Genomic DNA, 12,387 nt, shown 5'->3' on the forward strand with positions numbered 1-12,387 from the left:
CGCGGGGACCGGCCCACGTCATACCCTGACCAGCGATGAGTACCTGGCTGGCGGTCGGCGCCATGATCTTCGGACTGGCCGGTCTAGTGGCTGGCGTGCTGGCCCTGCGCACCCTCAGCAGGCTGCGGCGCTCGGTCGCGTTGCTCTCTCGCGGCGCCTCGGGTCGCGAGACCATCCTGGAGATCGCCGACAAGCACATGGCCGCCAGCGAGGCGGTGCGCAAGGACATCATGGAGTTGCAGCGCGACCTCGCCGCGGCCCAGCAGGAGCTGGCCTCCGGGGTGGCGGCCGAGCGGCAGGCCCTGGCCGAGACGGTGCAGAACTTGACCAGCTCGGTCGGCACGGTGCTACGGCGGGTCGCCCTGGTGCGCTTCGACGCCTTTGAAGACCTCGGTGGGCGGCTGTCGTTCTCGCTGGCGCTGCTCGATGACGGCGGCAACGGCATCACGCTGACCTCGATCGCCAGCACCTCCGACACCCGGCTTTACGCCAAGGCGCTGACTGCCGGCGTCGGCGCGCACGCGCTCTCCTCCGAGGAGGAGCAGGCCGTCAAGGCGGCGCTGGCACGCTAGCCGATCACCGATCGGGAGTCCGCCGACCGATCCGGCACTAAACTGCGCCTTGTGGCACCCGCGACCACCGCTGCGCACGGCCCGTACGGCTTTCTGGGCCCAGAAGGCAGCTTCGCCCACGTGGCCGCCCAGGCGCTGGCCGGCGACGCGGAGCTGGCGCCGCACGCCAGCGTCGTCGAAGCCGTCGACGCGGTGCGGGCGGGGACGGTCCTGGGCGCGGTGGTGCCGCTGGAGAACTCCGTCGAGGGGTCGGTGCCGGCCACCCTGGACGAGCTGGCCGAACTGGCTGGCGGCTCGCCACTGGTGATCGCCGCCGAGACCTACCTGCCGGTGGTGTTCGACCTGCTGGCGCGCCCCGGAACCCGGCCGGCCGACATCAGCGCCGTGGCCACCCACCCGCATGCCGCGGCGCAGGTGCGCAGGTACCTGCTGACCCAGCTGCCCGCGGCGAAGGTGATCCCGGTGGACTCGACCGCCGGCGGCGCCCAGGCGGTGGCGGACGGGCGCTACGACGCCGCGGTGGCCCCCGCTGCCGCGGGCCAGCGGTACGGCCTGGACAGCCTGGCCCACGACATCGCCGACAACCCGGGGGCGGTCACCCGGTTCGTCCTGCTCCGGCGGGCCGCCGAGCCGCCGCCGCCGACCGGCAACGACCGGACCACGGTGGTGGCCTACCCCCAGGACGACCACGTCGGCGCCCTGCTGGAGATCCTGACCGAGTTCGCCACCCGCGGGGTGAACCTGACCCGTATCGAGTCCCGGCCCACCAAGGGCCGGCTGGGCCAGTACTGCTTCTCGATCGACTGCGAGGGCCACGTCCGCGAAGCCCGGGTCGGCGATGCCCTGGCCGCGCTGCGCCGGATCTGCGCCGACGTTCGCTACCTGGGCTCCTACCCGCGCCGCGACGGCCGGCTCGGCGAGGTTCTGAGCGGGCGCGCCGACGAGGATTTCAGGCAGGCGGCCGGTTGGCTGGACCGCATCCGCGGCGCCGGGACCGGGTAGCCGGCCTTACAGGTACAGACCGGTGTTGGACTCGATCCGCTTGGCCGCGACCGCGTGGATGTCGCGCTCGCGCAGCAGCAGGTAGTCCTCGCCTGATATCTCCACCTCGTGCCGGTCCTCGGGGCTGAACAACACGTGGTCTGCCAGCTCGACCGAGCGGACGTGGTTGCCGACCGCCAGCACCTCGGCCCAGATCAGCCGCTTGGCGACCTGCGCGGTGGCCGGGATCAGGATGCCGCCGGAGGAGCGCCGCTCACCCTCCTCGACCGAGACCCTGACCAGCACACGGTCGTGCAGCATCTTGATCGGAAGCCGGTCTGACGTGGTCACGCCGTCAGCCTAGATCGCCGTGCGACCTCACTTGGCCAATACCGCCCACAGACCGACGGCAATCGCGGCGAGCACCACCAGCAGGCAGCCGGCGGCCAGCAGCCGGGCCACCGCGGCCGGCTGGCCGGGTTGCTCGTCGGCAGTGGTCATGGCTCGCACCGCGACCGAGAACATCACCGTGATGCCGATTCCGGCGACCAGAGCCACCAGGGCCACGTTGCGCAGGACCGCCAGGTCCAGGTAGCCGCTCATCGCGCTCAACCCGCCGCCTGCTCCAGCACCGGGCGCTCGATCGCGCTGATCCGGCCGAAGCTGTCAGGGGCCTCGTTGACGTTGCCGGCGCCGACCGGGTTGCGCCGGGACCAGAGCCAGAAGCCCAGGAGCACCGCCACGGCGGCCACCGAGATGAGCAGGATCTGCCCCGAGCCGCCGCCGACGACGATCAAGGCGATGCCGGCCGCGATCAGGCCTGCCGCCGGCAGCGTCAGCATCCAGGCGATGATCATCGAGCCAGCCACCCCCCAGCGGACACTGCCGCCTCGCCGGCCGAGGCCGGTGCCGAGCACCGACCCGGAGGTGATGTGGGTCGTCGACAGCGGCAGCCCGCCCTGGGTCGCGGTCAGCAGCACCGCGACGGAGGCGGTCTGGGCGGTGAAGCCCTGCGGCGCCTCGATGTGGGTGAGCCGGTGGCCCATGGTGCGGATCACCCGCCAGCCCCCGAAGTAGGTGCCTGCGGCCAGTGCCACCCCACAGCTGACGATGACCCACATCGGCGGGTTGGACCCGGGCTGGAGTTGGTTGCCGGCGATCAGCGCGAGGGTGATGACCCCCATGGTCTTCTGCGCGTCGTTGGTGCCGTGGGCCAGCGAGACCAGCGAGGCCGAGGCCAGCTGGCCGTAGCGGAAGTACCGGTGGCTGCGCGGCCGCTCGTCGGGTTTGGCGATCGAGTAGCTCAGCCGGGTCGCCAGCATCGCCACCAGGCCGGCCAGCACCGGCGCGAGCAGCGCCGGGATGATCACCTTGGCGACGATCGACTGGCCGTGGATCGAGGAGGTCCCGGCCGCCACCAGCGCCGCGCCGATGACCCCGCCGATCAGCGCGTGCGAGGACGAGGACGGCAGGCCGATGCTCCAGGTGATCATGTTCCACATGATCGCGCCGAGCAGGCCGGCGAACACGATCGGCAGGGTGATCGCGCCGGAGTCGACGATCCCGCTGGCGATGGTCGCGGCGACCTTGATGGACAGGAACGCGCCCACCAGGTTCAGCACGGCCGAGAGCGCCACGGCGGTCTTCGGTTTCAGCGCTCCGGTCGCGATCGACGTCGCCATGGCGTTGGCGGTGTCGTGGAAACCATTGGTGAAATCAAAGGTGAGCGCGGCTGTGACCACGATGAGCAACAGAACGAAATCGTTCACGTCAATGACGATTCACGTTCACCCCCCCTTATGCAAACCCTCACCGGGATTTAACACACGTGTGTCCGATTTGTGTTTCCAGCGCCGATCCCGGGGGTGTCGCCAGCGGTGCACGTAGGCTCTTTGGAGTGACCCGACCGCACCTCGTCCCCTCCTCGCGGACCCGTCCGCGCCGCTGGCCGAACCGATCGGCTAGGCCGTGATCAGGCTGCTGGCCAGCGATCTCGACGGGACCCTGCTACGCAGCGACAACACCGTCAGCCCGGAGACCCGGGACGCTCTACAGGCTGCCGAGCAAGCGGGGCTGATCATCGCCTTCGTCACCGGACGGCCACCGCGTTGGCTGCACGAGGTGGCCGAAGCGACCGGTCATCGGGGGGTCGCGGTGAGCGCCAACGGCGCGTTGACCTATGACCTGCACACCGAGACCGTCCTGGCCGAGCACCCGTTGCCGCCGGAGATGCTGGCCGAGATCACCGGCGTGCTGCGTGCCAAGATCCCGCAGGTCCGCTTCGCCCTGGAGTACGCCCAGGACTTCGCCTACGAGCCGGAGTACCGCCACGACTGGGGCATCATGCCCGAGGCCGACCGGTCCGGCCGGCGACTGCCCACCCCCGCCGCGGTGGAGCTGTCAGGGCTGCTGGACAAGCCGGCCGTGAAGCTGCTGGCCAGAGGCCGCGGACTGGAGCCGGATGAGTTCATGGATCTGGTGGAAGCGCTGGTGGGCGACCAGGTGACGGTGACCCGGTCAGGGCACTCGCCACTGGTGGAGATCTCGGCCACCGGCATCACCAAGGCGTTCGGGCTGGCCGCGCTGGCCGACTCACACGGCATCAGCCGCCGCCACGTGGCGGCGGTGGGCGACATGCCCAACGACGTGCCGATGCTGGAGTGGGCCGGCCAGTCCTACGCGGTGGCCAACGCCCACCCGTCGGCGCTGGCGGCGGCCGGAACCGTGCTGGCCGAGACCAACGACGAGGACGCGGTGGCCAAGCTGATCTGGGCGCTGCTGGAGTCCTGAGCAGGCTAGAGGTACTGCCCGGTGCCATGCTCGCCGTCAGGGCCCGGACGCTGTAGCCCGGGGATGCCCGGCACGGCGCCCGGCCCCACCTGTCCGGGCAACGCCCGCCCACGCATCTGCTCCAGCTGGGCACGGGCGGCCATCTGCTGGGCGAACAGCGCGGTCTGAATGCCGTGGAACAGCCCCTCGAGCCAGCCCACCAGCTGCGCCTGGGCGATCCGCAGCTCGGCCTCGCTGGGCACGTGATCATCGTCGAAGGGCAGCGTCAGCCGGTCCAGCTCCTCGCGCAGCTCAGGCGCCAGGCCCTCTTCGAGTTCCTTGATCGAGGACTGGTGGATCTCTCGGAGCCGGGACCGGCCGGCCTCGTCCAACGGCGCCGCCCGCACCTCCTCCAGCAGCTGCTTGATCATGGTGCCGATCCGCATCACCTTCGCCGGCTGCTCGACCTGAGACATCAGGTCCTGCTCGCGGCCCTCGGACTCCTCGCCCGAGGCCAGCACCACCACCTGATCGCCGCCGGGCTCCGACGCCGCAGTGGGCTGAGCGCCCCGGAGGTAGGAGCCCGTGTCGCCGTCAGTCATGAGCACGTCCTGTCCTTGAGAAGCTTGCAGAAATCGTGGTTCGAGACTCGATCCTAGAGGCGTCCCGGCTCACCCGGTCGCCAGCACCAGCTTGCCGATATGAGCGCTGCTCTCCACGATCCGGTGGGCGTCGGCGGCCTGGGCCAGCGCCAGCACCTGGTGCACCACCGGGCGGACCGTCCCGGCCTCGACCAGCGGCCAGACATGCGCCTCGGTTCCAGCCACGATCGCCGCCTTCTGCTCCAACGGCCGTGATCGCAGGGCGGCGGCGTGGACCGTGGCCCGCTTGGCCATCAGGGCGGCCAGGCTCAGGGTGCCCGAACTGCCGCCGAGCAGGCCGATGACCGCGATCCGGCCACCGGTGGCCAGCACGTCCAGGTTGCCCGGGAGGTACTTGGCGCCGATGGTGTCGAGCACCACGTCGACGCCGGCCCCCTCGGTGTGCGCGCGAATCACCTCGACGAAGTCGCTGTCGCGGTAGTTGATCGCAAGCTCGGCGCCAAGCTCGCGGCAGGCTGCCAGCTTCTCGGCGGAGCCGGCGGTGGTGAAGACCCGGCAACCCTGCGCGGCGGCCAGCTGGATCGCCATGGTTCCGATTCCGGAACTGCCGCCGTGCACCAGAAAGCTCTCACCCGGAACCAGCGCGGCCGCCGGCGCGGAGTCCAGGACCATCGACCAGACGGTGCAGGCGACCTCAGGCAGCGCGGCGGCGCTGATCAGGTCCAGACCGGCCGGCACCCGCATCAGCTGCACGGCGGCCACGCAGACCCGCTCGGCGTAACCACCGCCGGACAGCAGGGCGCACACCTCGTCACCGACCTGCCAGCCGGTGACGCCCTCGCCGAGCGCGGCGATCCGGCCGCTGCACTCCAGGCCAAGGATCGGTGAGGCCCCGGCCGGCGGGGGGTACTTGCCGGCACGCTGCAGCAGATCGGCCCGGTTCACCGCGGTCGCGGCCACGTCCAGCAGCACCTCGCCGGCAGCCGGCGACGGGTCAGGCGCCTCGCCCAGCGACAGGACGTCCGGACCGCCGGGTTCGCAGGCCAGCACCGCTTTCATGCCCTCGAACCTACCCGGCGCGAGAGCCTGGGCGAGAATGGCCGCATGACAACGGTGTCGGTGGGCTCAGGTCCCATCTCCGAAGCAGAACTGGTCTCGGTCGCCCGTGGCAGGGCTCCCATCGAGTTGAGCGAGGAGTCGCTGTCGGCGATGGCGGCCTCCCGCTCGATCGTGGAGGCGCTCGCCGACGACGTGGAGCCGCACTATGGCATCTCCACCGGCTTCGGCGCGCTGGCCACCAAGCACATCCCCCTCGATCGGCGGGCCCAGCTGCAGCGCTCGCTGGTGCGCTCCCATGCCGCCGGCTCGGGCCCCGAGATCGAGGGCGAGGTGGTCCGGGCGTTGATGCTGCTGCGGTTGTCGACCCTGGCCACCGGACGCACCGGCATCCGGGTCCAGACCGCGCAGACCCTGGCCGCGCTGCTCAACGCCCAGATCACGCCGGTGGTGCGCGAGTTCGGCTCGCTGGGCTGTTCCGGCGACCTGGCGCCGCTGGCCCACGTGGCACTGGCGCTGATGGGCGAGGGGGAGGTGCGCGACGCCTCCGGCCGGGTGCGACCGGCCGGTGAGGCACTGGCCGCGGCCGGCATCGCGCCGGTGACGCTGGCGGAGAAAGAAGGCCTGGCGCTGATCAACGGCACCGACGGGATGCTGGGGCAGCTGCTGCTGGCCTGCACCGACCTAGACCTGCTGCTGCGCACCGCCGACCTGACGGCGGCGATGTCGGTCGAGGCGCTGCTGGGCACCGACCGGGTGTTCGCCGCCGACCTGCAGGCGTTGCGGCCGCAGCCCGGTCAGGCGGTGGCCGCGGCCAACATGCGGGCGCTGCTGGCCGCCTCGCCGATCGTGGCCTCACACGCCGGCCCGGACTGCGTCTACGTCCAGGACGCGTACTCGATGCGCTGCGCGCCACAGGTGGCCGGCGCGGCCCGCGACACCCTGGCGCACGCCCGGATGGTGGCCGGCTACGAGCTGTCCTCGGCGGTGGACAACCCGGTGGTCACCTCCGACGGCCGGGTGGAGTCCAACGGCAACTTCCACGGCGCCCCGGTCGGCTACGTGCTGGACTTCCTGGCGATCCCGGCAGCCGACGTGGCCAGCATGTCCGAGCGGCGCACCGACCGGATGCTCGACGTCTCACGCTCGCGGGGGCTCAGCGCGTTCCTCACCGACGACGCCGGGGTGGACTCCGGGCACATGATCGCCCAGTACACCCAGGCCGCCATCGTCTCCGAGCTCAAGCGGCTGGCCGTGCCGGCCTCGGTGGACTCCATCCCGTCCAGCGCGATGCAGGAGGACCACGTCTCGATGGGCTGGTCAGCGGCTCGCAAGCTGCGCCGATCAGTGGACGGGCTGACCCAGGTCTTGGCCATCGAGCTGCTCAGCGCCGCCCGGGCGCTGGACCTGCGCCGGCCGCTGCTGCCGGGGCCGGCCACCGGCGCCGTGCTGGCGGCGCTGCGCGAGTCGGTGCCGGGCCCCGGGCCCGACCGGTACCTGGCGCCCGAGATCGAGGCCGCGGTGGAGTTCGTCCGGTCGGGCCGGGCGGTCCAGGCAGCCGACACGGCGCTGGCCGAGCCGCTGCGCTGAGCCGCCGTCGCTGAGCCGCCGCCGGGGACGGCCACTGCTCAGACGGCGGAGCTGAAGGCCTGGCCGCGCAGGCTGTCCAGGCCGGCCCCGAGTTCGGAGACCCGGGCCCAGTCGACCTGGCCGCCGCACCGGATGAGCCAGTTGGCCAGGATCCGGTGACCGCCCTGGGTCAGCACCGACTCGGGATGAAACTGCACGCCTTCGATGGGCAGCTCGCGATGCCGCACCGCCATCACCACCCCGGAGGCGGTCCGGGCGGTGACCTCGAGCTGCTCGGGCAGCGTGTCCTCGCGCACCGTCAGCGAGTGGTAGCGGGTCGCGGTGAACGGCGTCGGCAGGCCGGCCAGCACCCCGCCTCCGGTGTGCAGCACGTCGCTGGTCTTGCCGTGCAGCAGTTCCGGCGCCCGCTCCACCACGGCGCCGAACGCCACGCCGATGGCCTGGTGCCCCAGGCAGACTCCGAACACCGGCAGTCCGCTGTCCGCGGCGGCGCTCACCACGGCCATGCTGACACCGGCGTCCTCGGGAATGCCGGGGCCGGGCGAGATCAGGACGCCCTCGATGTCGAGCGCCACCACCTCCTCGGCGGTGATCTCGTCGTTGCGGCGGACCACCACCTCAGCGTCCAGCTGCGCCAGGTACTGCACCAGGTTGTAGACGAAGCTGTCGTAGTTGTCGATGACCAGGATGCGCGTCATGTCGACCAGTGTGCGCTCTGGGACTACTCGTCGACGGTGACGGGTCCGGTCAGCGGGTTGGCAGGCAGCCGGGGCTCGAGGTAGGGAAACACCACGAACAGCAACAGGGCGGACACCAGGACCACCAGCAGCAGCGCCTGGGCCACTCGCAGGGCGGTGCCGCCAGGCAGCCGCCGCCAGATCCAGCCGTACATCTAGATCGTTCCTCCGGGCAGCTCTCGGGGCAGGGACGAGCCGGAGCGAGGCGCCGCGCGGCTCAACTGGGCGTGCACGATCAGCCGCTGGTCGGCGGAGTACTTGGGATGGCAGGTGGTGAGGGTCAGCAGCGCCCGGGCCGGGGTGGCCAGCGGGTGATTGGGCACCGGGGCGATCACGTGCACGGCCTCCGGGCTGACGATCTCCCGGCCGCGGACCCCTTGGCTGTCCAGCGCCGCCAGCGCGGCGACCTCGGCCGCCTCCCGCTTGGCCGGATCGGCGATCCCGCCGGCCGCGAGGTAGGCCGGCCGGCTGCCCAGCACGGCGTAGACGTACCAGTTGGCGGCGGTCTGCACCACGATCTTGTCGCCGGGACGCAACTTGTCCAGGTTGAGGAACGGCTGGCCCTTGCCGACCCGGTGCCCGGCGAGGGCGAAGTTGCCCAACTGCCCGGGCAGTTGGCTGCTGACGTAGTGCCCCGGGCCTGCGTCGAGGTCGCGGTCGCTGGTGCCCTGCACGACGGTCCGGGCGAAGTCCTTGCCGAATGCCGGGATGTAGAGGTTGGCAAAGCCCTGGCCGGCGGGCAGCACCACCTGCTTGCCGATCGGCAGGTTCATCCGGTCCTCGCCCTTGAGCGGGTCCTGACCGCGCTGCCAGGCGGTGGTCAACTGCTCGCGCGCCTGGGCCTGCTTGCGGTCGGCGAACAGGTTCGAGACCCAGACCTCATAGCCGATGAACAGCAAGAGGACGACGCCGCAGGTCAGCAGCACCTCGCCCAAGCCGCGGGCCAACGCCAGGCCGCCGCTGTCGGCGCGGCCACCGCTGTCGGCGCGGCCACGGGCGCGGCCGCCGCTGTCGGGGCGGTCTCGGGCGCCCAGACTCCGGATGGCTGAGCCCGAGGTGTCCGGGCCGCGGTCATCGACGTCGACGTCAGCGTCGACGTGGTGCTTGCCAGTCATCGGTTGCGTGAATCCCCATTCTCCCCCGTCTCCGCTGGGCGGCTCAGCTCGTGGAGTGAGCGCTCAGCCCGTGCGTGTCACTGCCACCCGCCTGGCTACTTCGCGCGGGGTCAATCACCTACTTCGGCGTAGCGCAGCCCGATCGGAGCGTCGTAGGCCGGCACCTCGATCTTCTCGCGCTCACTCACCTCGTATCCCAGGCCGTAGGCGTCGGCGTCCTCGCGGTATTGCTGCAGGCTGATCGACTCGTTCAGGGCGATCCGCATCTGCGCGACCGGGCCGATCGCGGAGACGGTGAAGGGCGGGGAGTAGACCCGGCCGTTGAGCAACAGCGTGTTTCCGACGCAGCGGACCGCGCTGGTGGCCGACAACCGCTGGTTCATCACCATCACCGCCTCGGCGCCGCCGGCCCACAGCGCGTTCACCGCGGCCTGCAGGTCGGACTCGTGCACCACCAGGGCATTGGCCTTCACCGGGTCGCTCTCCGGCTCGGCCGGGTGGGCGTCGTCAAGGGTGACGCTGAGGCCTGGGCCGGTCATCGCGACCAGCCCGGCCGGCATCAGCAGCGGCTGCGCACGGGCCTTGATCGCCGCGATCCGCTCGTCGGCTTGGGCCAGCCGGTCGGTGGCCGCGGCGACCTCGGCCTGCAGTTGCCGCACCAGCCTGTTGTCCTGGGCGGCTCTGGCCTCGGTCTGGCGGATCAGGTCGGTGAGGTTGCTGCGGCCGGCCGAGCGCAGGTCGGTGCCGCGAGCGGTGCTGGCCGTGGTGGCGGCCAGCAGCCCCGCCAGCAGCGCTACCACCGGCACCAGCGCCCGCCACAGCCCCGGGTTGGCGGGCCGGGGCAACCGCGGGCGCCAGCCGGCGCGGTCGGCGGACCCGCCGACCGGTCGCTTCTCAGTGCCGCCCCTCATGTGCCTACTGTCGCATTTCTGGGACCGGCGCACACCTAGGCGTGCGCTGCCGGCTGTGCGGCGATTAGGCTAGCCGCACCGTTGCCGGCCGGTCGGCGGGGCCGGATTCGGCTGACACCCGCCGGTCCACCAGGTCATGAGGAGACGTACGTGCCGAAGTCGAAGGTTCGCAAGAAGTCGAGCTACCAGCCCTCGCCAGCGACCGGCGCGCGCGCTTCGGCCGGCGGCGACGCCAAGATGGTCAAGCCGAGCCCTCCCTGGTACCCAGCCGTGATGGCGGCATTCTTGCTGATCGGGCTGGCCTACATCGTCGTCTACTACATGGCGGCCGAGAGCATTCCGTTCATGAACAGCCTGGGCAGCTGGAACTTCGCGGTCGGCTTCGGCTTTCTGATCGTCGGCCTGGGACTGGCGGTTCGCTGGCGGTAAGCGCCCGCCAGCGTTATCCACAGGTTATTGCACCGCTGTGATTACACCGCTGTAGTTCTCCCCAGGTTCGTCCACTCCTGTGGATGAACCTGGACGCGTCAGGTGACCCGGGGTGTGTGAGACGGCCATGCTCGAGGCCCGCAAGCCGTCCAGCTCTGCGAACAGGTCGTCGCGGATCTGTTCGGTGCGCCAGAGCGCCAGAGCCATCAGCACCACCAGCAGTCCTGCCAGGCTGGCCACCTGGATGGCGCGTAACCGGTCGGTCAGCGGCCCCCGGCGGTTCATGGTCCAGCCCAGCAGCGCCAGGCTGGCCAGGCCGCCGAGCACGAAGCCGCCGATATGACCTAGCTTGGAGATGCCGGGCACCGAGAAGGTGAAGATGAAGTTGATCCCGATCGTGATCACCAGCGACCGGGTGTCGAATCCGACCACCCGGGACAGCACCAGCGCCGCCGCGAACAGCCCGAAGATCGCTCCGGAGGCGCCCACCACCGGCTGGCGGACGTCGCCCATCAGCATGATGGCCACCGAGCCGCCGAGCGCGCCGAGCAGGTAGACGGCCAGGAAGCGCCACCAGCCCATCACCCGTTCCAGCGGCGGGCCGATGACGTAGAGGGCGAACATGTTGAGCAGCAGGTGCAGCGGGCCCAGGTGCAGGAAGGCCGCCGTCACCAGCCGCAGGTAGTCACGCTGGAAGCCCACCACATTGGGCACCAGCTCCCAGTCCTGGAACAGCTCGGTGTTGGTGTTGTCGATCAGCGAGCTGCCCGGGCCCAGGCCGGTCAGCAGGTAGATCACCACGTTCAGCGCGATCAGCGCCCAGGTGATGTACGGGGTCTGCGAGCCGACCCGGGCGCCCAGCACCGTCCGCCCCTGGCGGACCGTGGCCGCGCCGGCCTTGACGTCGTCCGGGCACTGAAAGCCCACCGAGGCCGCCCGCTGGCAGTCAGGGCAGATAGGACGGTCGCAGCGGACGCACCGCACGCCGGTGAGCCGGTCCGGATGCCGGTAGCAACCGGCGAAGCCGGGGTACGGGTCCGGTCCAGCGGGCGGTTGCGTCGGCTGCATGTCCCTTGCTCTCGTATCGGCCGAGGGGCCTAGGCGTCGGTGATGGTGATGGAGTTGATGGTGATGTCGGTGACCGGGCGGTCCGCGGCGCCGGTGCGGGTCTTGCCGATGGCGTCCACCACCGCCCGGCTGTCGGCGTCGGCGACCTCGCCGAAGATGGTGTGCTTGCGGTTGAGGTGCGGGGTGGGGGTGGTGGTGATGAAGAACTGGCTGCCGTTGGTGCCCGGGCCGGCGTTGGCCATCGCGAGCAGGTACGGCCGGTCAAAGCTCAGCTCGGGGTGGAACTCGTCGCCGAAGTTGTAGCCCGGGCCGCCGGTGCCCCGGCCCAGCGGGTCGCCGCCCTGGATCATGAAGTTGTCGATGACCCGGTGAAAGACGGTGCCGTCGTAGAGGTTGGCGGTGGTCTTCTTGCCGGTCCGCGGGTCGGTCCACTCCTTGGCGCCGGTGGCCAGCTCGACGAAGTTGGCCACCGTCTTGGGGGCGTGGTTGCCGAACAGCTCAACGGTGATGTCACCGGCCGAGGTGTGCAGGGTGGCCTTCTGGGTTGCTGCGGTCAC

Annotated in this window: 16 protein-coding genes; 5 read left to right on the plus strand and 11 right to left on the minus strand. The window is 71.1% G+C overall.

Translation table 11 applies throughout. The features are described from left to right. Positions 1–35 precede the first annotated feature (35 nt). Together VGB75_06470 and pheA are read left to right on the plus strand one after the other, a co-directional pair. Positions 36–572 carry a DUF4446 family protein gene (locus VGB75_06470; GenBank protein HEY0166671.1) on the plus strand — a complete coding sequence of 179 codons (537 nt, stop codon included), beginning with the start codon at positions 36–38 and terminating at the stop codon, positions 570–572. 51 nt (positions 573–623) lie between these two features. Then, entirely contained in the window at positions 624–1,574 is a 951-nt protein-coding gene (gene pheA, locus VGB75_06475; protein ID HEY0166672.1) for a prephenate dehydratase, read from the plus strand. Between the two features lie 6 nt (positions 1,575–1,580). On the opposite strand, the gene VGB75_06480 is transcribed toward pheA, so the two are convergent. From VGB75_06480 to VGB75_06490, 3 genes are read right to left on the minus strand one after another with little or no spacing between them, the layout of a single operon-like run. Further along, positions 1,581–1,904: a co-chaperone GroES gene (locus VGB75_06480; GenBank protein HEY0166673.1), complete on the minus strand. Its 324-nt coding sequence runs from the start codon at positions 1,902–1,904 to the stop codon at positions 1,581–1,583. Positions 1,905–1,931: 27 nt separating this feature from the next. Then, entirely contained in the window at positions 1,932–2,165 is a 234-nt protein-coding gene (locus tag VGB75_06485; protein HEY0166674.1) for a hypothetical protein, read from the minus strand. Further along, complete coding sequence (locus tag VGB75_06490) at positions 2,162–3,322, minus strand: anion permease (GenBank protein HEY0166675.1); 1,161 nt, start codon at positions 3,320–3,322, stop codon at positions 2,162–2,164. The genes VGB75_06485 and VGB75_06490 overlap by 4 nt, the downstream gene beginning before the upstream one ends. 199 nt (positions 3,323–3,521) lie before the next feature. Here VGB75_06490 and VGB75_06495 point away from each other — a divergent pair, with 199 nt between their 5' ends. Next, positions 3,522–4,343, plus strand: a complete 822-nt coding sequence (locus VGB75_06495) for an HAD family hydrolase (GenBank protein ID HEY0166676.1) — start codon at positions 3,522–3,524, stop codon at positions 4,341–4,343. 5 nt (positions 4,344–4,348) lie between these two features. Here VGB75_06495 and VGB75_06500 read toward each other — a convergent pair whose 3' ends face one another. After that, positions 4,349–4,924 (minus strand): bacterial proteasome activator family protein, encoded by a 576-nt coding sequence (locus VGB75_06500; GenBank protein ID HEY0166677.1) that lies wholly within the window; start codon positions 4,922–4,924, stop codon positions 4,349–4,351. Positions 4,925–4,993: 69 nt separating this feature from the next. Further along, a complete protein-coding gene (locus VGB75_06505; GenBank protein HEY0166678.1) occupies positions 4,994–5,983 on the minus strand; it encodes an NAD(P)H-quinone oxidoreductase in 990 nt (329 codons plus the stop codon). A 45-nt stretch (positions 5,984–6,028) separates the two neighbouring features. Between VGB75_06505 and hutH the strand changes: the two genes are divergently transcribed. After that, a complete protein-coding gene (gene hutH, locus VGB75_06510) occupies positions 6,029–7,570 on the plus strand; it encodes a histidine ammonia-lyase (protein HEY0166679.1) in 1,542 nt (513 codons plus the stop codon). A gap of 38 nt (positions 7,571–7,608) precedes the next feature. Here the strand turns inward: hutH and VGB75_06515 are convergent, their stop codons facing one another. The 4 genes from VGB75_06515 to VGB75_06530 all read right to left on the minus strand — a co-directional run bounded on the left by VGB75_06515 (position 7,609) and on the right by VGB75_06530 (position 10,333). Then, the gene (locus tag VGB75_06515) at positions 7,609–8,268 is read right to left on the minus strand and encodes an aminodeoxychorismate/anthranilate synthase component II (GenBank protein ID HEY0166680.1); all 660 of its coding nucleotides are present in this window, start codon (positions 8,266–8,268) and stop codon (positions 7,609–7,611) included. Between the two features lie 23 nt (positions 8,269–8,291). Continuing rightward, positions 8,292–8,462: a hypothetical protein gene (locus VGB75_06520; protein ID HEY0166681.1), complete on the minus strand. Its 171-nt coding sequence runs from the start codon at positions 8,460–8,462 to the stop codon at positions 8,292–8,294. After that, positions 8,463–9,422 (minus strand): class E sortase, encoded by a 960-nt coding sequence (locus VGB75_06525; protein HEY0166682.1) that lies wholly within the window; start codon positions 9,420–9,422, stop codon positions 8,463–8,465. A 110-nt stretch (positions 9,423–9,532) separates the two neighbouring features. Beyond that, positions 9,533–10,333 carry a DUF881 domain-containing protein gene (locus VGB75_06530; GenBank protein ID HEY0166683.1) on the minus strand — a complete coding sequence of 267 codons (801 nt, stop codon included), beginning with the start codon at positions 10,331–10,333 and terminating at the stop codon, positions 9,533–9,535. 150 nt (positions 10,334–10,483) lie between these two features. Here VGB75_06530 and VGB75_06535 point away from each other — a divergent pair, with 150 nt between their 5' ends. Next, positions 10,484–10,762, plus strand: a complete 279-nt coding sequence (locus tag VGB75_06535; protein ID HEY0166684.1) for a cell division protein CrgA — start codon at positions 10,484–10,486, stop codon at positions 10,760–10,762. 24 nt (positions 10,763–10,786) lie between these two features. On the opposite strand, the gene VGB75_06540 is transcribed toward VGB75_06535, so the two are convergent. Then, entirely contained in the window at positions 10,787–11,830 is a 1,044-nt protein-coding gene (locus VGB75_06540; protein ID HEY0166685.1) for a rhomboid family intramembrane serine protease, read from the minus strand. Positions 11,831–11,859: 29 nt separating this feature from the next. Continuing rightward, on the minus strand, positions 11,860–12,387 hold the full coding sequence (locus tag VGB75_06545) for a peptidylprolyl isomerase (protein HEY0166686.1): 528 nt from the start codon (positions 12,385–12,387) through the stop codon (positions 11,860–11,862).

It is taken from the genome of Jatrophihabitans sp. (assembly GCA_036399055.1).
Classification (GTDB): domain Bacteria; phylum Actinomycetota; class Actinomycetes; order Mycobacteriales; family Jatrophihabitantaceae; genus Jatrophihabitans_A.